We start from the raw sequence: 19,346 nt of genomic DNA, 5'->3' as shown, positions 1-19,346 counted from the left end.
TTTGCAGGCGGATATACCCATAATTGCGCCTGTTGTGGTATAATATTGACTTGTATGTATATGTCAGGGTTGGGAGTGAATCAGCTTTGTCGTTAATCGTGATGAAGTTTGGCGGCAGCTCCGTTGGAACGCCGGAGCGGATGCAGCGCGTAGCAAAACGCATAATTGAACGGCAGCAGGAGGGCAACGATATCGTTGTCGTCGTTTCTGCTATGGGAGATACGACTGACGATTTAATTGATCAGTCAAAACAGCTTAATCCGAACCCGCCGGCGCGGGAAATGGATATGCTGTTAACGGTTGGAGAGCAAATTTCGATAGCATTGCTGTCGATGACCGTTCACCAGCTTGGAGCTAAAGCTGTATCCTTTACCGGCTGGCAAGCAGGCATTCGCACAGAAGCGCTGCATGGCAAGGCGAAGATGACGAGCATTAACCCTGAGCGTGTGTTCAAAGCGCTTGAGCTCGGCAATGTTGCTATTATTGCAGGTTTTCAAGGGATGACGGAAGACGGCGAAATTACGACGCTTGGCCGTGGCGGCTCGGATACAACAGCGGTCGCAATGGCAGCAGCCATGAACGCGGACGTTTGCGAGATTTATACGGACGTGGACGGCATTTATTCAACCGATCCTCGCGTCGTCAAAAACGCTCGCAAGCTGAACGAAATTTCTTACGATGAAATGCTTGAGCTCGCTAATTTGGGCGCTGCTGTCTTGCACCCGCGTGCGGTGGAATATGCCAAGCACAACAATGTGAAGCTTGTCGTACGTTCAAGCTTTACCCAAAACGAAGGTACAAGTGTGAAGGAGGAAGCGGTCATGGAGCAAGGCGTGGTCGTTCGCGGCATCGCGTTTGACAAAAATGTAGCTAGAATAAGCATTATGGGTGTTGAGGATGTGCCAGGCGTGCTTGCAAATGTGTTTGGCGCGCTTGCCAGCAATGGCATCGACGTCGACATCATCGTACAAAGCGGCGTGCAGGATGGCAAAGCCGACTTCTCCTTTACGGTATCTGGCGATGACGTGGATAAATCGATCTCGGTTATTGAAGGGATCCGCAGCACGGTTCCGTATCGTGAAACGACTTCGGAATCCAACCTTGTGAAAGTATCTATCGTGGGAGCAGGCATGGTCAGCAACCCGGGCGTAGCCGCAAAAATGTTTGAAACGATTTCTAAGCTTGGCGTAAGCATCAAGATGGTAAGCACCTCGGAAATCAAATGCTCATGCGTAATTATTGCAGAGCCGCTCAGCGATGTTGTGCGCGCGCTTCATACCGCATATGCGCTTGATACCGCAGAGCAAGCATTCGTAGGCGGCCCACAAGACCGTCGTTAATAGATTTGGTTTCTACAAAGAAAGAAGGCATGTTCCGTAATTGGAACATGCCTTCTTTTTTTGCATGAACTGCATCAAATTCTCGTTAATTGATCACCATTCAATCGAGGTACCTCGTTAAATATATCAATTGCAGAGCATGCTTCAATATCTTTCTTCATCCCCAGCTTCAGTAGTTTTTTCCCCGTCATTCCATTCATAATCGTCTCTTTGACATGATTCGAACGATTTCGGTACAGCGCCAGCATAGCCGATCCGAAATCATCCATTTCAACTGTAATATGGCTTAACGCATGAAGCCTATCAAGCACAAGACCCGCGCATAAACCGTCTTCAATCGCAAACTCATCATGGCTGCCCGCGCATAAAATAACGATATCCCGCCGCAGCTCGACAGCCACTCGGGCACATGCCTCAGCATTAAGAAGCGAAGCGGTCAGCACATGGTCCGCGCGCATCGATTTATGGATAGCCCGCGTACCGTTTGTCGTTGTCAGCACGATTCTTTTGCCTGCAACGACCTGCTCCGTATATTCATCCGGCGAGTTGCCTAGGTCAAAGCCGGCGATTTTCCGGCAGAAACGCTCGCCTCCAAGCAAATCTCCCGGACGCTGCAGCGCTCGCGCCTCCATGACCGTTTCAGCAGGGATGATGCATGCTGCGCCGGCAGCGATTGCGGTAACGATGGTGCTAGTCGCCCGCAGCACGTCGATAACGATCGCCGTTTTATGATGAAATCGCGCTGAACTGGCTTCATTCACACTCGAAATAACCTGTACTTGCATGATCGATATTCCGCCCTTCTCTCATTCCATGCCTTACTATATGCATTTGCCTATGGGCAGGTGCCGTCATGAAAGGTAGACAAGCGTGCATATAAATAAGCAGCTAATTAAATTTTGAAGGGAGGTCATTTCATCATGCTGAACAAAATCGTATTGACTATGGCGTCGCTGCGCCTTACTTCGGGAACGATTGAAATCTGCGCAGCGCTGCTGATGCTTCGCTTAAACCAAATCGACAAAGCGCTGATCGTAAACTCATCGCTAGCTTTGGTCGGTCCGCTCATTCTGATCGCTACGACAACGGTAGGTCTCGTTGGGATGTCTGACAGGCTGTCGCCGTCCAAGTTTCTATGGGTTGGAGCTGGCGTCATTTGCCTGATGATAGGCATTTTGAAAAAATAATAGATTTAACTCTAGCAATCGTGGAGTAAAGCAGTCATATTTTTACCGCGCAAGCATACAAATAGGAACTACGAAGGACAAACATCCGGGAGTGATGATAACATGCTGGCACGCGTAGCGCATTTATTGCCTCTAGAGCTGAAGACGCTGCTGGAGCGCCTTCCTGAACAAATGCAGGAGCAGCTTGAAGAAATTCGGATTCGAGAGGGACGGCCGCTTGAAATCTGCTTTCGCGGCCAGTCTCGATTTATGATGATTGACGGGTCGCTGCACCAAGCTGCCGACGGAGCATACAAGCCATCGGCAGACACTTGCCGCAAGCTTCTCGAGCGCATTACCAACTATTCGTTGTACGCAATGGAGGAGGAGCTGCGCAGAGGATTTATAACCGTATCGGGAGGCCATCGGATTGGACTGGCTGGCAGAACAATCTTGGACAGCGGTGTGGTTCGCGGCATTCGCGATATTGGCGCCTTTAATATACGGGTAGCCAGAGAAGTGATTGGCGCAAGCACCCATTTGCTTCCCAAGCTGATTGACAGGGCGAGAAAAACGCTGCATTCGACGCTAATACTAGCTCCCCCGCAGCAGGGTAAAACAACGCTTGTGCGTGACATTGCAAGATCGGTCAGCTATGGCTTGTGGCCTACGCTTGAAGCAAGCGGCTGGCAAGGAAGAAAGGTAGGCATCGTTGATGAGCGATCAGAGATTGCGGCTTGCGTCCGCGGCATCCCGACATTCGACGTAGGACCGAGAACGGATGTAATGGATGCCTGCCCGAAGGCGGAGGGCATGATGATGCTTTTGCGATCGATGTCGCCAGAGGTGCTGATCGCCGATGAGATCGGCAGGCCGGAGGACGGGGAAGCCATTCGCGAGGCTAGCCATGCTGGCATCAGTGTCGTCGCCACTGCGCATGCCTACGATTTGCAGGATGCAAGAGGCAGGCCCGTGCTGCTCAAGCTGCTGGAAGAGGGAGCTTTTACGTACGTTGTTGAACTAAAGCGCACGGATCAGGGCATTATGCACCGTGTTGTGCCTGCTGAAACGATTGCTTTACGGACCGCCCGTGATCTCTCCTCCCCGCATCGTTCGGAAACGGCGCATGCCATCGCTGGTCGGCATCGAGTTGATGACCCGTGATCAAGCTGTTGGGCGCTGTACTGGTCTTGTTTGCAGGTACGATGATCGGCTTCCAGCAAGCGGCGAAATTCGCAGAGCGGCCTAGGCAGCTAAGGCAGCTGGCGCATGCGCTGCAGCGGCTGGAGACGGAAATTGGCTACGGGCACACCCCGCTGCCGGAGGCGCTCGAGAGAACCGCATCGGCAACGCCTGAACCGCTTGCAACGATTTTTCGCAAAGCGGCAAGCGGCATTTGGGAGACAGAGAGCTTTACTTTCCGTGACAGCTGGGAGTCGGCCATTCAATCGCAATGGGATGCGACTTCGATGCGGAAAAACGAACAGGCCGTCCTCATTAGGCTGGGCTCAACACTTGGAATCAGCGATAAGGAAGATCAAATGAAGCACATACATCTAGCGTTATTGCAGTTGAAGGCTGAGGAGGACGCAGCGAGAGACGATCAGGGGCGTTACGAGAAAATGTGGAAAAGTCTCGGTATATTGATCGCTGTGCTGGTCGTCATTTTGATGGTGTAGTGGGGTGCCGCATAGATGGACATGGATGTGAGCGCCATTTTCCAAATTGCCGGAATCGGAATTGTTATCGCAATGATACATTCGGTGCTTAAGCAAATGGGAAAGGAAGATATGGCGCATTGGGTTACGGTCATTGGCTTTGTTGTTGTATTGTTTATGGTCGTTCGGCTCCTGAATGAATTGTTTCAGGAAATTAAAACGATTTTTTTGTTCCAGTAGACGTCTTCAGTCGGACGTGCAGGCAAGCAGGTGAGCGAAATGGAAATGATTCAAATCGTCGGTCTAGGTCTGATGGCTACAATACTCATACTTGTCGTTCGGGAGCAAAAGCCGATGTTCGCTTTTTTGCTCGCCGCATTTACGGGCTTGTTCATCTTCCTGTATTTGATCGGCAAAATCGAAATCGTCATTTCGGTACTTGAGGATCTAGCTAATCGATCGGGCATCCCTTCCATTTACTTGAAGACGATCTTGAAAATAATCGGGATAGCGTACATTGCGGAGTTTGGAGCGCAAATTGTCAGAGACGCAGGCCAAGAGAGCATCGCATCAAAAATCGAATTTGCCGGAAAAGTGTTTATTCTCGTCATGGCTGTTCCGATTATTAGCGTAATTGTCGAGACGGTTATCGGGCTGCTGCCGGAGGGGGGCTGAAGCGTATGATCAAGCTCACTCCTGCTGGTTACCGGGCCAAGCTGCTGCTCTTCATCCTTGCAGCGACATTTCTGTTCTCCTTTGCTCCTACTTTCGGTTATGCGTTAAACGGAGAAAGTACAGTACCGCAAGCGGACGATCAAGCTAGAGCCGATCAGCTTTCCAAGGAGCTGGCAACCGAGCAATTGGGAGGCTTAGAGACAGAAGCAGTCGAGTCTTATTGGAACAAGCTTCAAAGCGAATATGGCGGTTACTTTCCGGAGGAGCGAATTCCTAGTTTTATGGAGATGATCGTTCCGGGCGGTGAAGGGTTAAAGTTTACCGATATGGCGCAAGGATTAGTGAAGTACTTGTGGCATGAGGTGCTTTACAATGGAAAGCTGCTCGTTACCATCGTCATGCTGACGGTGTTCAGCATGGTGCTGGAGACGATGCAAAACGCTTTCGAGCGAAATGCAGTCAGCAAGGTTGCCTATTCTATCACGTATATGGTGCTTATCATTATAGCGGTCAACAGCTTTCACGTCGCAATGGGGTATGCCAAGGGAGCAATAGAGAGCATGATCCAGTTCATGCTGGCGATGGTGCCCCTGCTACTTACGCTGCTTGCCTCGATGGGCAACGTCGTAACGGTTTCCGTTCTGCATCCGCTTATCATTTTTATGATCCATGCTGTCGGCACGCTCATTTATACGCTCGTGTTTCCGCTTCTGTTTTTCTCGGCGGTGCTCCATATTACGAGTGCGTTGTCGGAGAAATTCAAGGTTACGCAGCTGGCTAATCTGCTTCGCAACATTGGCGTTGGCGTACTGGGTGTTCTGCTGACCGTTTTTCTCGGAGTGATATCGGTACAAGGGGCAACTGGCGCGGTCACTGACGGTGTAACGCTGCGAACGGCCAAGTTTGTTACAGGCAATTTTGTCCCCGTCGTAGGACGGATGTTCTCCGATGCGGCGGATACGGTCATCTCGGCATCCATGCTAGCCAAAAACGCGATCGGCCTCGCTGGCGTTATTATATTGCTCTTCATCAGCGCGTTTCCTGCAATCAAAATATTGACGTTGGCGCTTATTTACAACATTGCCGCTGCAGTCATGCAGCCGCTGGGTGATTCGCCGATAGTAACCTGTCTCACGACGATTGGCAAGACGATGATCTATGTTTTTGCAGCCTTGGCTGCTGTCAGTCTCATGTTTTTCCTCGCGGTTACAATCATTTTGACTGCAGGAAATGCGGCTTTGATGGTGAGGTAAGGAAGGGGACGAGAGCTGTGATGGCTTGGTTAAGCGACTGGCTGAGAGACATCATCGCTATCATTTTGCTGGCGGTGTTCGTCGAGCTGCTGCTCCCAAACAAAGCGATGCAGCGTTATGCGCGGCTCGTGGTCGGCTTGTTCATCTTGCTGACGATACTCTCTCCGATATTGAAGCTCATTCAAAGCGATATAGGAACGAAGCTGGATGAAGGAATGAAGAGCTGGAGTGAAACCGCTGTGTCGAAGGAAGTGAAGATGACCGGATTGAACCAAATTACGCGGGATGCTGAGGCGATGCGTCAGAAGCGCAGCCTCGATGCTGCAAGACTAACCGAAAGAACGCTCGAGGCATCAATCCAAAATGAGCTGAGCAAGCATACGGAAGCGCAGGTGGCAGAGGTAGACGCGGTGCTGAAATGGGCAACGGTATCGGGGGAGCAAACGCCTTACATCAGTCAAGTTGTAGTCACGCTCAATGCAGTGGATGATAAAAGCGGATCAGCGAAAGGATCAGCTGTAGAAGCGGTTCAGCCGGTTATCGTTGATGTAGAGATCGATCCGATTGACGGCGAGATTTCAGCTCCGGGCGGCAACGATTCGAATTCAAAAGGCGACACCGGAAAAGCTGAGGAAGCAGCGGAAGCGGAGGGCAAATGGTCTAGAGCAGACCCTGCCATAGCTTCCTCGATCAGCAGTCTGATTACGAAAGGATGGGGTGTTGATGCGGATCAGATTGTCGTAAGACATCCGGCGCAGCAGAAGACGGCGAGGTGAGAGGCTAGGCATGGAGAGGAGGTAAGGCGCGGTGGCCAAATGGCTGGAAGGCATAGAATCAGCGGTTGGCGGCGGTCCCAGTGGTCCGAAGCGTGTGCGGACGCTGCGAATTTTGCTAATCGTTGGGGGGATTGGCGCGGCGCTAATGATAATGAATTCATTTTTAACCTATAAGCAAGTAGAACCCTCGGCACAGGACCCGAATCCGCCGCCTCAGACGGAAGAAGCTTGGAGCGGTTCGGTTTCATCGTCAGGATCGGTGTTTGCCGTGATCGAGCATACGATGGAGACTAGGCTGAAAGAGATTTTGGAGAAAATTGTTGGGGTAGGCACGGTTGACGTGCTCGTCACGGTCGATTCTACGGAAGAGATAGTCGTCGAGAAGGAAGGTCAAGATTCGCAGCAGGTAACCGACGAGAATGATCCTAATGGCGGCAGGCGGCATATTACCTCGATAACGAAAGACGGACGGGTCGTACTGTATGAGGTTTCGGGAGACCAGAAGCCCATCGTGACCAAAACGATTAACCCGCGCATACGCGGTATTCTAATTGTCGCCAAAGGCGCTGAAAATGCGACGGTCAGGCGTCTCATCGTCAACGCGGTCGAGAAGGGCATCAATGTGCCGGTTAATCGAATTTCGGTAGTGCCAAGCAAGCAATAAACCAAATTCAATTGTTGGGGAGGGTGTTCACATGAACACGAAAAGACAAACGGTATGGCTCGTATCAATGCTCAGCTTGATGGTGGTATTGTCCGCCTATTACTTATTTACGCAGGATGTGGAAACGCCGGAAGTGCTGACTGACGGCACCAAAACGGAGCAAGCAACGCAAAATGCGACTGAGGCGGCAACAAATGGTGACGCGCTTGTCGTAAATGAAGTGGAGCAGCCAACTGATGGAGCTGTTCTCAGCGAAGCTGATAAAGAGGCGCTGAACCTCGTTGAGGAGCAGGGGCTTGCGGCAGGCGGATTGTTCAGCGAGCTGCTCGCGAAGCGGGAAATGAAAAATACGGAGGAAGAGAATCGCATAATGGCGGAAATTGCTGAAACGCCAACAAAAGAAGAGGAATCCGTGGCTGCGGTTGCCGAGCTTGATATGCTGGAAGAGAAATACTCGAAACTAACCGGCATTGAATCAGAGCTGCAGAAGCAATTTGAAAATGTAGTCATTGATGAGGCGAACGACAAGTTCAATGTCGTCGTATCAAGCGAAAAGCTGGAGAAGAAGCAAGCGGCAGAAATCATTAAATTGGTGATGAGCACGCTTGATGTGGGCGCTGATCAAGTATCCGTTCGCTATATTCCTAAAGGATAAATAAGGGTTAGCCCTTCAATTAGGCTTTGTCGTTCCCAGCATGATGGCGGGGGGCGGCAAGGTCTTTTTTTGTGCCTGACCATTCGGTTAAACAAAAAATGATTCGTGTTCAGCCTTGTTTATGATATAATGTTAAACGTTATGTGAAAGAATTGTTTATATTAGTATGGAAACTATTTATGATTTCACGTTATGGAAGCCATCGTGCTATCGCAAATTTAAGGAGTGAAAATATTCATGTTCAAATTGAGCGAGATCAAAGAGTTGATCAAATTGGTTGATCAAACTTCCGTTCATGAGCTGGAAATCGAAAACGAAGGGACTCGCCTGCTCATCCGCAAGCCTGGCAAAACAGAAGTGGTCAATGTGCAAGCAGCCCCAATTACGCATACATACGCGCCTGCACCACAGCAAGTTCAGCCTTCTGCTCCTGCAGCGCAGCCACAAGCCGTGCAAGAAACGGCGCCAGCACGTCCTTCGACAGATCATCTGCACCAAATCGTATCGCCTATGGTCGGCACATTCTACAGCTCGCCAACACCGGAAGCAGCTGCATTCGTCAAAATCGGAGATCGCGTCAGCGATAAGAGCGTCGTATGCATTTTGGAAGCGATGAAGCTGATGAATGAGCTTGAGGCAGAAGTACGCGGCGAGATCGTGGAAATTTTGGTTTCCAACGGTCAGCTTGTCGAGTATGGCCAGCCTTTGTTTCTTGTTAAGCCTGAATAATGAAGTGAGTTAACGTCCGAACAGGGAAACTGTCGCTTGAAAGGGGTTCCTACGTGAAATTTCACAAAATATTAATTGCAAACCGCGGCGAAATTGCGGTTCGAATTATTCGCGCTTGCCGCGAGCTTGGTATTAGCACTGTCGCTGTTTATTCGGAAGCGGATCGCGATTCGCTTCATGTGCGGCTAGCCGATGAAGCTTATTGCATCGGACCGACTGCATCGAAAGACAGCTATTTAAATTTAACGAATATTATGAGCGTGGCTACAATAACCGAATGTGATGCGATACACCCGGGATACGGGTTTCTCGCTGAAAATGCCGACTTTGCAGAAATTTGCGAGTCATGCAACATTACTTTTATTGGTCCATCTCCAGAAGCGATTAATAAGATGGGCGACAAAGCGGTTGCCAAGCTGACGATGAGAACGGCCGACGTGCCAATCATCCCGGGCTCCGACGGTCTTGTCGAGAGCATGGACGAAGCGATCAGCGTTGCACGTGAAATCGGCTATCCCGTCATTATTAAAGCGACAGCAGGCGGCGGAGGCAAAGGCATCCGGATTGCGGATGACGAGTCGACGCTTGTCGCGCAAATTACGACCGCTCAGCAGGAAGCCCAGAAGGCTTTCGGCAATGCCGGCGTATATCTAGAAAAATATTTGACGGGCATGAAGCACGTTGAAATTCAAATTATGGCCGACAAGCACGGCAATGCGGTTCATCTGTTCGAACGCGACTGCTCGGTTCAGCGCAGACGCCAAAAGCTCGTTGAAGAAGCACCGTGCTCGGTCCTCACTCCCGAGCTTCGCGAGAGAATGGGACAGGCAGCTGTCCGTGCAGCGCTGGCCGTCAACTACTCTGGCGCAGGAACATTAGAGTTTTTGCTAGGGCCTGACGAGAACTTTTATTTCATGGAAATGAATACGCGCATTCAAGTTGAGCATCCTGTAACCGAGATGATCACGAACGTGGATTTAATTAAAGAAATGATTTCTGTTGCAGAAGGCAATCCGCTTTCCTTCGCTCAAAGCGACCTGAAGATCAATGGCTGGTCCATTGAGTGCCGAATTAATGCGGAGGATTCCGAGCGGAACTTCATGCCTTCGCCAGGCAACATTCCGTTTTACTTGCCGCCAGGCGGCGCGGGTGTTCGTATAGATAGCGCGGTATATCCGGGTTATACCATTTCACCGCACTATGATTCGATGATTGCGAAGCTTATCGTATGGGGCGCAACTCGTGAGGAAGCGATCGCAAGAATGAAACGGGCATTGTCTGAGTTTGCTATTGAGGGTATTCGGACGACGATTCCATTCCATTTGAAGCTGCTGAATCATCCCAAATTCATAAGCGGAAACTTCGACATTAAGTTCCTTGAAGAGCATGATATTAATGCTCCAGAATAGATTTACGACAAAGATGTGAACAAGTAGTATCGTTTGTCATATTTCTTGCCGAATGTTATAGTATATTAACAAGATGCGGTTTATTGCTTGGCTTAAAAGTCAAGTACGCGCAACTTTAAGGAGGTGTACAGCCATCATGAGTACAATCGCTGCGGAGTATGAGAGAACGGATATTGGCACGATTCAAATTGCACCTGAAGTTATTGAGGTAATCGCTGGACTAGCGACGATTGAAGTAGATGGAGTCGCTGGAATGAGCGGCGGTTTTGCAGGAGGCATCGTTGAGCTTCTTGGCCGCAAAAATTTATCCAAAGGTGTCAAGGTTGAAGTCGGTCAGCGAGAAGCTGCGGTAGATGTGTCCATTATCGTTGAGTACGGCAACCGTATTCCTGAGATCGCTTCGGAGATTCAACGCAATGTGAAACGTTCTATCGAAATGATGACGGGACTCCACGTTGTTGAAGTGAACGTACATATTCACGATGTACATTTCAAGACGCCTGATAAACCGGAAGAAGAAGAGATTCAAAACCGCGTAAAATAAATATAAGATTAATTAATCTAATTCCGTACAACCCCCTCGTGAATGGGCATGCCGCTCGGCGCAAGGGGGTTTTCATTCGGCTTGGCAGGAGGAGGCGCTACGTTGGTTAAAGTCGTGGACAAGCTGCTTTTGTTTTTGTACAGCATCGTAATTGGTTGTTTTTCCATATTTCTGCTAGCCATTGGATTTGGCGGGATAACAGAAGATCTATTGGGAGATTGGATTAGCGAATTATACAGCAATGATCCTTTCCAAATCACGCTTATCGTTACGGCTGTCATCTTCTTCATTCTCAGCATAAGATTTGTCATTGTATCGCTTCATCGCGGTTCGGCTTCCGCTCCGTCTATTGACCAAAGAACGGATTTTGGCGACATCCGCATTTCGCTTGAAACGATCGAGAATTTGGCATTGAAGGCGGCTTCCCGCCAGCGCGGCGTCAAAGATTTGCGCGCTCGCATACGTGCGACGGATGCCGGGCTCGATATCGTTATTCGCGCGGTTGTTGACGGTGAAAGCTCCATACCTGTGCTGACTGAGGAAATTCAGCGCACCGTGAAAGAGCATGTCGAGGATATTGCCGGCATTCCGGTAACGAATGTTGCGGTCTATGTTGCGAACATCATTCAAACGGGGACATTTAAGAGCCGCGTGGAATAGAGGTGGGTTTGCTCATGTGGAGGGAGTTCTTAGCCATCTATGGGAAGCGTGCTGCTGGCGCTGCGATAGGATTGTTTTTCGGGTTGCTTTATTGTTTTGTCGGTTTTTGGGACATGCTCTTTGTAGGGCTGCTTGTCTCAATTGGTTATTGGATCGGCTTGCAGAAGGAAACAAGCAACGGGCCTATCTTTCCTTGGCAGCGGCTTTGGTATGCATTGCTAGAAAGATTTCGACCGTTTAAATGATCCTGTGGTCTCCTCCGTACTCCGGATTTCGGAAAGCCGCTAATTCGGGGCAGGGAGGAGATCATAGGTTTTTTTTGGAATGACGAGTTTACAAGAATTTAACCATTTTATCGGCAGAAAGCTGCCGCGGAGGTCACATGAAACGTAGATTAGCACGAGAAATTGCGGTATCAAGCTTATACCAAATGGAAATGAATGAGGTTTCGGCAGCAGAAGCGGTTGATATGCTGATGGACGAGCTTCGTCAAGAAAACGAAATTGGTGCAGACCCATCGGAGATCGGCAGCACTGACGAATTCGTTCGTGAGATTGTTTCAGGCGTTATGGAGCATAAGCAAGCCATTGATGGCATGCTGCAGCAGTTTTTGACAGGCTGGCATATCGATCGGTTATCGCGGGTCGATCGTCAAGTACTGCGACTGGCTTGTTATGAGATGGTATTCCGTGACGATGTACCGCCAAAAGCAACCATTAACGAAGCGATTGAGCTTGCCAAACATTTTGGCACAGAGGAATCCGGCAAATTTGTTAACGGCGTGCTCGGGAAATTGCTGCTTGAAATTGAAGAGTTGAAATCTTAATAGCCTTTAGATCATAAGCAACCCAAACATTCATCGATGCAAAAGGAGACTGGAGCTATGTGCGCACAAATCATTGAAGGAAAGAAAATATCCGACCTTATCCGTGAGGAAATGATTACGGAAACTGCAGCCTTAAAAGAAAAAGGAATTGTTCCAGGACTGGCAGTGGTACTCGTAGGCGAGGATCCTGCTTCTAAAGTTTATGTAGGCTCTAAGGAAAAAGCGTGCCAGCAGCTTGGCTTCTACTCCGAGGTTCACCGTCTTTCGGCAGACACAAGCGAAGAAGAACTGCTTGCCGTAATTAACCGATTGAATAAGCAAGCGACTATCAATGGTATTCTCGTGCAATTGCCGCTGCCTAAGCACATTAACGAGAAGGCGGTTATTGATGCCATACATGTAGATAAAGATGTGGACGGCTTCCATCCGGAAAGCGTAGGCAATTTGGTTATTGGCGATGACAGCCTGCTGCCATGTACGCCAGCTGGCGTCATTGAGCTTATCAAGCGCAGCGGTGTTGATATATCCGGGAAGCATGCTGTCGTTATCGGCAGAAGCAACATCGTCGGCAAACCGGTAGCGATGCTGCTTTTGCGCGAGAATGCAACGGTTACGATCTGTCATTCCCGCACTGCAAATATGGAAGAGATCGCGAAGCAAGCGGATATTCTTGTTGTTGCAATTGGAAAAGCAAAAGCGATTGACAGTAAATTCGTTAAGCCAGGCGCTATAGTCATTGATGTAGGCATTAACCGTCTGCCTGACGGCAAACTAGCGGGAGACGTTGATTTTGACGATTGTTTGGATACAGCTGGCTACATTACACCGGTACCGGGCGGAGTTGGACCAATGACGATTACGCTGCTCATGAAAAATACGATTACAGCTGCAAAAAGGGCAAACGGAATTAAGGAGTGAGGACAGGCATGGCGGATCAGCCTCGAATTTATTCCATAAAAGAACTTAATCGATATATTAGAATGAAGATGGAGTCGGATGCCCTGCTCGGCGATGTTTGGCTGCGCGGCGAGATATCGAATTTCACGCATCATTCCAGCGGGCATATGTACTTTACGCTGAAGGACAGCGACAGCCGAATAAAGTCGATTATGTTTGCATCCCATAACCAGCGCCTTCCATTCATTCCGAAAGAAGGCGCTAAAGTAATAGCTAGAGGGAATATATCGGTCTACGAACGAGATGGCAATTATCAGTTTTATGTCAACTCCATGCAGCCTGACGGTATCGGGAGCTTATATCTTGCGTTCGAGCAGCTAAAGAGCAAGCTGAGTGCTGAGGGGCTGTTCGCTGAGTCTCGCAAACGCCTAATACCAATTTTTCCACGAGCTATTGGTGTCATCACTTCGCCAACTGGAGCTGCGGTTAGGGATATTATTATTACCTTACAGAGGCGTTACCCTTTAATCCCTGTTTATGTTTACCCCGTTCTCGTACAAGGAACCCAGGCGGCGCCAGCGATTGTGAAAGCGATTGAAGCAATGAATCGTTTCGGCGAAGCCGACGTATTAATTGTTGGGCGCGGCGGAGGATCACTCGAGGAGCTATGGGCGTTCAATGAAGAAGCGGTCGCTCGAAGCATTGCTGCCTCTCGCATTCCGATAATAAGCGCAGTCGGTCATGAGACGGATTTCACGATTGCTGATTTTGCAGCTGATTTGCGTGCTGCTACACCGACTGCAGCGGCTGAGCTTGCTGTTCCGAGCATAACTGAGTTACAGCAACAGCTGCAACGCCAGCAAAAGCGCCTTGTTCAAAGCATTCGTTACCGCGTTCAGGATGAGAACAAGAAGCTTCAACGCCTTCGGCGCTCGCCTTTCTTCTTATACCCGCGCAAATACTTGCTGGAGCAAGCAGAGCGGCTTGACCGGCTGTCGGAGCAGCTTGAGCAGCGGACAAAACGAATTGCAGAACGCGGGCATACACGTCTTGCAAGATTGCAGACGACGCTAGCTGGCCATCATCCCGGCGATCGAGCGGCATTCGCGGCAAAGCGCCTGCAGTCTGCTAATAAGCAGCTTGAGCAAGCGATGAATATGAATGTCAAAGAACGAAAGCACAGGCTGCACAGCATGATTAGGCAGTTGGATGCTTTAAGTCCATTAAAAGTGATGTCACGCGGCTACAGCCTTGTATATGATGAGCAAGAACAACGATTAATTAAATCGATTCACGATGTGACGATTGGCGACATCGTTAAGGTGAAGGTAGCTGACGGTCAACTTGACTGTCATGTAGATTCATTGAGAGGAGATCAAATCGATGGCAGCAACAAAAAAAACGGAGCCTGAGCTTACTTTTGAACAGGCGATGGAGCGGCTTGATTCTATCGTGACTAAGCTTGAAAATGGTGATGTGCCTCTTGAGACGGCAATTGAGCTATTCCAGGAAGGCATGAAGCTGTCCCAGCTATGCGGAGGCAAGCTAGAGCAAGTCGAGCGCAAAATCGAACTGTTGATCGAAACGGAGCAAGGCTTTCAGAAAAAACCGTTTGCGGATGTGAACGAAGATAAAGGGGAATAAGCTTGAACGAGAGGGCGGCAATAAAAGTGTATTTATCGCAATGCGCGGGGCTTATCGAAGCTTCGCTTAAACAATCGCTTCCGAGCTCATGGGATGTTCCTGTGCGACTGCGTGAAGCGATGCAGTATTCGCTTGAAGCAGGCGGCAAGCGTCTGAGACCAGCGCTCGTATTATCGGCTGCCGAAGCTGTATTAGGCAAATCGTCAGCCTTCGATGCTGCTTTGCCGGTTGCCAGCGCAGTCGAATTCATACACACTTATTCATTAGTTCATGATGATTTGCCCGCCATGGATAATGACGATTACCGCAGAGGCAAGCTTACCAACCATAAAGTTTTTGGCGAGGCAATGGCTATATTAGCTGGTGATGCGCTGCTCACGCACGCATTCCATTTGATTTCTCAGGCGGCTCGTCAGGGGGGGATTTCAGCGGAGGTCGCCCTTGCTATCGTTGAGGATTTGGCAAAGCTTGCAGGCGCTCCTGGCATGGTCGGCGGGCAGGTTGCCGATATGCTTGGCGAACAAGGGATTACTTCCATCGCCGAGCTTGAATATATCCACCTTCACAAAACAAGTGATCTGATTGTTTTCTCTGTAACAGCAGGCGGCAGAATCGGTGGTGCAAACGATAGGCAGCTTGAGCTTTTGGCCCGTTATGGCCGCAATATCGGTCTTGCTTTTCAAATCCAGGATGATATTTTGGACTTGATTGGCGATGAGCAAAAGCTTGGCAAGAAAACAAATAGCGATGTAGAGCAAAATAAAGTAACGTATCCTTTCCTTATCGGAATAGAAGAGAGCAAGGCTCAGGTCGAGCGATTGACACAGGAAGCAAAGTCAGCCGTGCTGGAAGCAGCGTTTATTGCGCCAGAGCGACTGCTTGAAATTGCGGACTATCTCGTTGGTCGCGATCATTGAGAATGCAATGCTTTTTCCATTTTGGTTGGGAAACATAGCTCTGTATGCTATAATAGGTGAAATGTAGATGTACAAGGGACGGCAGTTAAGGCTGTCCGCGAAAGCGAGGAAAGTAACGTGCTGCTTGACCAGATTAACGGACCTCAAGATTTGAAAGCTTTGACAACCGCTCAGCTAGAGCAACTGGCTGGTGAAATCCGTCAGTTCCTTATTGAGAAGCTTTCCGTTACGGGTGGTCATCTCGCTCCAAACTTAGGAGTTGTAGAACTGACCCTAGCCATGCATTATTTATTCAACAGCCCCGAGGATAAATTTATTTTTGACGTCGGGCATCAATCATATGTACACAAAATTTTAACCGGCCGCATGGACCGGTTTGATTCGCTAAGGCAATACAAAGGGCTGTGCGGTTTCGTCAAACGCGCGGAAAGCGAGCATGACGTCTGGGAAGCCGGACATAGCAGCACCTCCTTATCTGCTGCTATGGGCATGGCGCTTGCCCGTGATCTTAAAGGTGAGAATAATCGTGTAGTAGCGGTTATCGGTGATGGCGCCCTAACAGGCGGCATGGCACTGGAAGCACTTAATCATATCGGACACGAGAAGAAAGATTTGATTGTCGTCTTGAATGACAATGAAATGTCTATCGCACCGAATGTTGGCGCTTTGCATCATTATTTAGGGAAGATACGTACAGATCGTCATTATCATAAGGCTAAAGACGAGCTTCAGCAATTGTTGAACAAAGTACCGGCTATCGGAGGAAAGCTTGCCAAGACGGCTGAGCGCTTCAAGGATAGCTTGAAATATTTGCTCGTAAGCGGCATTTTGTTCGAGCAATTTGGACTTACTTACCTTGGTCCCGTTGATGGCCATGATATCGAGCAGGTAATTGATATTATGCGTCAAGCGGATTCGATGCCGGGTCCCGTGCTCGTTCATGTACTGACGGTGAAAGGGAAAGGCTACTCGCCTGCTGAAGCGGATTCGTTCAAATGGCATGGCATTACGCCGTACAAGATTGAATCCGGTCAAGTGCTGAAAGCGGTCGGTCCTCCTGTTTATACGGATGTATTCGGCGAAACGCTGATTGAATTGGCAGAGAAGGATGATCGGATCGTAGCCGTCACTCCTGCAATGCCGGGCGGATCCGGTTTGCTTAAATTTGCTGCGAGGTTCCCTAACCGTATGATCGATGTGGGAATTGCCGAGCAGCATGCCGCAACGATGTCTGCAGCGCTTGCAATCGAAGGGATGAAACCCGTTTTTGCGGTTTACTCGACCTTCCTGCAGCGTGCGTATGACCAAGTGGTTCACGACATTTGCCGTCAAAATTTGAACGTTATTTTTGCGATCGACCGTGCGGGCTTCGTTGGCCCGGATGGCGAGACCCATCATGGCGTTTATGATATTGCATTCCTAAGACATATTCCGAATTTGGTTATTATGATGCCTAAGGATGAGAATGAGCTTCGGCAAATGCTTAAAACTGCGGTTGATTATGATGACGGGCCTATTGCCGTTCGATATCCGCGGATTGCTGGTCTAGGCGTTGAGATGGAAGCTAATCCGCAAGCTCTGCCAATCGGCTTATGGGAGACGATTCGCGAAGGCGATTCGGGCGTTATTTTGGCCATAGGCCCTATGCTTCAGGTTGCTGAGGAAACAGCTGAACTGCTGAAGCGCGAAGGTCTTAACATTCAAATCGTGAACGCGCGGTTTATTAAGCCGCTCGACGAGCAGATGCTGTTATCCCTCGCTTCTGAAGGGAAACATATGATTGTGCTGGAGGAAGGATCGGAGCTCGGCGGATTGGGAAGCTCTGTGCTTGAGTTCTTCTCACTCAAAGGTATTTTTGGCTTATCGATTCGTATCATTGGCGTGCCGGACATATTTGTGGAGCATGGTACGATCAAGGAGCAACGAAAAGAAATTGGTTTGACATCGGAGAGAGTGGCTGCCGAGATGAAAGCCATGCAGCCGAAGCGCATGAAACGAGTTACTGGAAAACAGTAACGTTTTGAGGGAGAAAGATGACAACAACACCGAAGGAACGGATAGACGTGCTGCTTGTGGAGCGCGGGTTTTATGAAAGCAGAGAAAAAGCAAAAGCAGCTTTGATGGCGGGGTTAGTGCTTGTAAATGACGAGCCTGTCGACAAAAGCGGTATGAAAGTACCGCGTACGGCAGATATTAAAGTAAAGGGAGCTCTGCATCCTTATGTCAGCCGCGGCGGCTTAAAGCTTGAGAAAGCCATACGGAAATTCGATATCGATTTGAAGGGACGCGTCATGCTCGATATTGGCGCGTCAACTGGCGGCTTTACCGATTGCGCGCTTCAGAACGGCGCATCCTATGTATATGCGATTGATGTCGGCTATAATCAGCTTGATTGGTCGCTTAGGCAAGATGAGCGCGTTCATGTCATGGAGCGTACCAACTTTCGCTACACGCAGCCGGCGGATTTGGCTGGGCCTTCGCCAACCTTTGCTTCCATTGACGTATCGTTCATTTCATTGAAGCTTATTTTGCCGGCATTATCTAATTTGCTTTCAGTTGACTCCGGAATTGTAGCTCTCATAAAGCCGCAATTCGAAGCTGGCCGCGAGAAGGTTGGCAAATCCGGCGTTGTTCGTGATTCAGCCGTGCATAGAGAAGTGCTAAGGACGGTTCTGAGTGCGGCAGCAGAGATTGGGTATTTGCTGCAGGATATTACATTCTCTCCGATTACGGGCGGAGAAGGCAATATCGAATTTTTGGCTTATTGGAAATGGACAGCGAAGCCGAATGCAGCATTTCCAGATGACGCAGCGTTGGCGGAATTGGTCAAACAAGCGAACGAAACGTTTACGACAAGCAAGTAAGTTGATGAAACCAGGAAGGTGTCGAGCAGAGATATAGCTGCCCGGCATCTTTTTTTCTTTACAGCGGCCTGCTCGTTTTGATAAACTATAGAAAAGCAAACAAACGTTCGGTAGGAGAGACAAACAGGAATATGCCCCCAACATAGCGAACGATTAAAGAAACAATCCATTTGCGAATGGGGGATGCTGGTGGGTACGTACGGAGACTGGTTCATTATGCTGGTTGCCGCTTGTTTGCTTGTATTCTGGATGTTTAAGATGTTTCATCGTTGGCTGCATGAGCCGGCAAGCGTAAATCGCCTAAAGCTTGGCAAAGGAGGCGTGCTCGCTGCAGATGATGAGAACATTCGATTGCTGGAGCAGGCGGGATATGAAGTAAGCTCAGGAAAGCATTTGGTACCGATTCCGATCAAGCTGGACGATGTGCCGCTTGGCAAGGGAAGTCGGTTATATATTGATTATATTGCGGTAATGGATAATAGTACGTATATCGTGAAAACAGCACGTGATCGGATGCCAATGGATTGGACGGCCAGCGGAGTTAGAGATCGATTGCTCGTCTATTCACTGCTTTTGCCTGAGTGCGAAGGCGTATTGTTTGTAGACGCAAGGGAAAAGATCATCCGTAAAATTACTTTTCACATCTCAGACTAATATCTATTGGAGGTT

24 protein-coding genes are annotated in these 19,346 nt (G+C 49.3%); 23 read left to right on the top strand and 1 reads right to left on the bottom strand.

Going from position 1 to position 19,346, the window contains the following annotated elements:
• The first annotated feature begins 86 nt into the window (after positions 1 to 86).
• Positions 87 to 1,340: an aspartate kinase gene (locus tag AC2TDN_RS04030; RefSeq protein ID WP_482067044.1), complete on the top strand. Its 1,254-nt coding sequence runs from the start codon at positions 87 to 89 to the stop codon at positions 1,338 to 1,340.
• A 74-nt stretch (positions 1,341 to 1,414) separates the two neighbouring features.
• On the opposite strand, the gene AC2TDN_RS04025 is transcribed toward AC2TDN_RS04030, so the two are convergent.
• Entirely contained in the window at positions 1,415 to 2,125 is a 711-nt protein-coding gene (locus AC2TDN_RS04025) for a 2-phosphosulfolactate phosphatase (RefSeq protein WP_484687079.1), read from the bottom strand.
• A gap of 135 nt (positions 2,126 to 2,260) precedes the next feature.
• Here AC2TDN_RS04025 and AC2TDN_RS04020 point away from each other — a divergent pair, with 135 nt between their 5' ends.
• From AC2TDN_RS04020 to AC2TDN_RS03915, 22 genes are all read left to right on the top strand, one after another.
• Positions 2,261 to 2,527, top strand: coding sequence for a YqhV family protein (locus AC2TDN_RS04020; protein WP_484687078.1), 267 nt, complete (start codon positions 2,261 to 2,263; stop codon positions 2,525 to 2,527).
• A gap of 102 nt (positions 2,528 to 2,629) precedes the next feature.
• A complete protein-coding gene (spoIIIAA, locus tag AC2TDN_RS04015; protein WP_484687077.1) occupies positions 2,630 to 3,670 on the top strand; it encodes a stage III sporulation protein AA in 1,041 nt (346 codons plus the stop codon).
• Positions 3,667 to 4,185 carry a stage III sporulation protein SpoIIIAB gene (gene spoIIIAB / locus AC2TDN_RS04010; protein WP_482067048.1) on the top strand — a complete coding sequence of 173 codons (519 nt, stop codon included), beginning with the start codon at positions 3,667 to 3,669 and terminating at the stop codon, positions 4,183 to 4,185. The genes spoIIIAA and spoIIIAB overlap by 4 nt, the downstream gene beginning before the upstream one ends.
• Positions 4,186 to 4,200: 15 nt before the next feature.
• Complete coding sequence (gene spoIIIAC, locus AC2TDN_RS04005) at positions 4,201 to 4,404, top strand: stage III sporulation protein AC (RefSeq protein WP_138753401.1); 204 nt, start codon at positions 4,201 to 4,203, stop codon at positions 4,402 to 4,404.
• Between the two features lie 39 nt (positions 4,405 to 4,443).
• Complete coding sequence (gene spoIIIAD / locus AC2TDN_RS04000) at positions 4,444 to 4,839, top strand: stage III sporulation protein AD (RefSeq protein WP_484687076.1); 396 nt, start codon at positions 4,444 to 4,446, stop codon at positions 4,837 to 4,839.
• Positions 4,840 to 4,844: 5 nt separating this feature from the next.
• Positions 4,845 to 6,092 carry a stage III sporulation protein AE gene (gene spoIIIAE, locus AC2TDN_RS03995; protein ID WP_484687075.1) on the top strand — a complete coding sequence of 416 codons (1,248 nt, stop codon included), beginning with the start codon at positions 4,845 to 4,847 and terminating at the stop codon, positions 6,090 to 6,092.
• Between the two features lie 20 nt (positions 6,093 to 6,112).
• The gene (gene spoIIIAF, locus AC2TDN_RS03990) at positions 6,113 to 6,868 is read left to right on the top strand and encodes a stage III sporulation protein AF (protein ID WP_484687184.1); all 756 of its coding nucleotides are present in this window, start codon (positions 6,113 to 6,115) and stop codon (positions 6,866 to 6,868) included.
• Between the two features lie 31 nt (positions 6,869 to 6,899).
• Positions 6,900 to 7,532 carry a stage III sporulation protein AG gene (gene spoIIIAG / locus AC2TDN_RS03985; RefSeq protein WP_482067051.1) on the top strand — a complete coding sequence of 211 codons (633 nt, stop codon included), beginning with the start codon at positions 6,900 to 6,902 and terminating at the stop codon, positions 7,530 to 7,532.
• A gap of 31 nt (positions 7,533 to 7,563) precedes the next feature.
• Positions 7,564 to 8,187, top strand: a complete 624-nt coding sequence (locus AC2TDN_RS03980; RefSeq protein ID WP_482067052.1) for a SpoIIIAH-like family protein — start codon at positions 7,564 to 7,566, stop codon at positions 8,185 to 8,187.
• A 237-nt stretch (positions 8,188 to 8,424) separates the two neighbouring features.
• A complete protein-coding gene (accB, locus tag AC2TDN_RS03975; RefSeq protein WP_482067053.1) occupies positions 8,425 to 8,916 on the top strand; it encodes an acetyl-CoA carboxylase biotin carboxyl carrier protein in 492 nt (163 codons plus the stop codon).
• Positions 8,917 to 8,969: 53 nt separating this feature from the next.
• The gene (accC, locus tag AC2TDN_RS03970; RefSeq protein ID WP_482067054.1) at positions 8,970 to 10,325 is read left to right on the top strand and encodes an acetyl-CoA carboxylase biotin carboxylase subunit; all 1,356 of its coding nucleotides are present in this window, start codon (positions 8,970 to 8,972) and stop codon (positions 10,323 to 10,325) included.
• A 136-nt stretch (positions 10,326 to 10,461) separates the two neighbouring features.
• Positions 10,462 to 10,869, top strand: a complete 408-nt coding sequence (locus tag AC2TDN_RS03965) for an Asp23/Gls24 family envelope stress response protein (RefSeq protein ID WP_169081903.1) — start codon at positions 10,462 to 10,464, stop codon at positions 10,867 to 10,869.
• Between the two features lie 102 nt (positions 10,870 to 10,971).
• Positions 10,972 to 11,529 carry an alkaline shock response membrane anchor protein AmaP gene (amaP, locus tag AC2TDN_RS03960; protein WP_482067055.1) on the top strand — a complete coding sequence of 186 codons (558 nt, stop codon included), beginning with the start codon at positions 10,972 to 10,974 and terminating at the stop codon, positions 11,527 to 11,529.
• Positions 11,530 to 11,543: 14 nt separating this feature from the next.
• On the top strand, positions 11,544 to 11,774 hold the full coding sequence (locus tag AC2TDN_RS03955) for a DUF2273 domain-containing protein (RefSeq protein WP_169081901.1): 231 nt from the start codon (positions 11,544 to 11,546) through the stop codon (positions 11,772 to 11,774).
• Between the two features lie 137 nt (positions 11,775 to 11,911).
• Positions 11,912 to 12,355 carry a transcription antitermination factor NusB gene (gene nusB / locus AC2TDN_RS03950; protein WP_482067056.1) on the top strand — a complete coding sequence of 148 codons (444 nt, stop codon included), beginning with the start codon at positions 11,912 to 11,914 and terminating at the stop codon, positions 12,353 to 12,355.
• 57 nt (positions 12,356 to 12,412) lie between these two features.
• Complete coding sequence (gene folD, locus AC2TDN_RS03945) at positions 12,413 to 13,273, top strand: bifunctional methylenetetrahydrofolate dehydrogenase/methenyltetrahydrofolate cyclohydrolase FolD (protein WP_484687074.1); 861 nt, start codon at positions 12,413 to 12,415, stop codon at positions 13,271 to 13,273.
• A gap of 8 nt (positions 13,274 to 13,281) precedes the next feature.
• Positions 13,282 to 14,664: an exodeoxyribonuclease VII large subunit gene (gene xseA, locus AC2TDN_RS03940; protein ID WP_482067058.1), complete on the top strand. Its 1,383-nt coding sequence runs from the start codon at positions 13,282 to 13,284 to the stop codon at positions 14,662 to 14,664.
• Entirely contained in the window at positions 14,636 to 14,896 is a 261-nt protein-coding gene (xseB, locus tag AC2TDN_RS03935; RefSeq protein WP_169081897.1) for an exodeoxyribonuclease VII small subunit, read from the top strand. Before xseA ends, xseB begins: the two co-directional genes overlap by 29 nt.
• 2 nt (positions 14,897 to 14,898) lie before the next feature.
• Positions 14,899 to 15,813 (top strand): polyprenyl synthetase family protein, encoded by a 915-nt coding sequence (locus tag AC2TDN_RS03930; RefSeq protein ID WP_482067059.1) that lies wholly within the window; start codon positions 14,899 to 14,901, stop codon positions 15,811 to 15,813.
• Positions 15,814 to 15,930: 117 nt separating this feature from the next.
• On the top strand, positions 15,931 to 17,829 hold the full coding sequence (gene dxs, locus AC2TDN_RS03925) for a 1-deoxy-D-xylulose-5-phosphate synthase (RefSeq protein ID WP_484687073.1): 1,899 nt from the start codon (positions 15,931 to 15,933) through the stop codon (positions 17,827 to 17,829).
• Between the two features lie 17 nt (positions 17,830 to 17,846).
• Positions 17,847 to 18,677, top strand: a complete 831-nt coding sequence (locus AC2TDN_RS03920) for a TlyA family RNA methyltransferase (RefSeq protein WP_484687072.1) — start codon at positions 17,847 to 17,849, stop codon at positions 18,675 to 18,677.
• Between the two features lie 189 nt (positions 18,678 to 18,866).
• Positions 18,867 to 19,331, top strand: a complete 465-nt coding sequence (locus AC2TDN_RS03915; protein ID WP_484687071.1) for a hypothetical protein — start codon at positions 18,867 to 18,869, stop codon at positions 19,329 to 19,331.
• The last annotated feature ends 15 nt before the right edge of the window (positions 19,332 to 19,346 follow it).

Source organism: Paenibacillus sp. Y660, assembly GCF_057221575.1.
The sequence above is the reverse complement of the archived record's forward strand: the minus strand, read 5'-3'. Positions and strand labels throughout refer to the sequence as shown.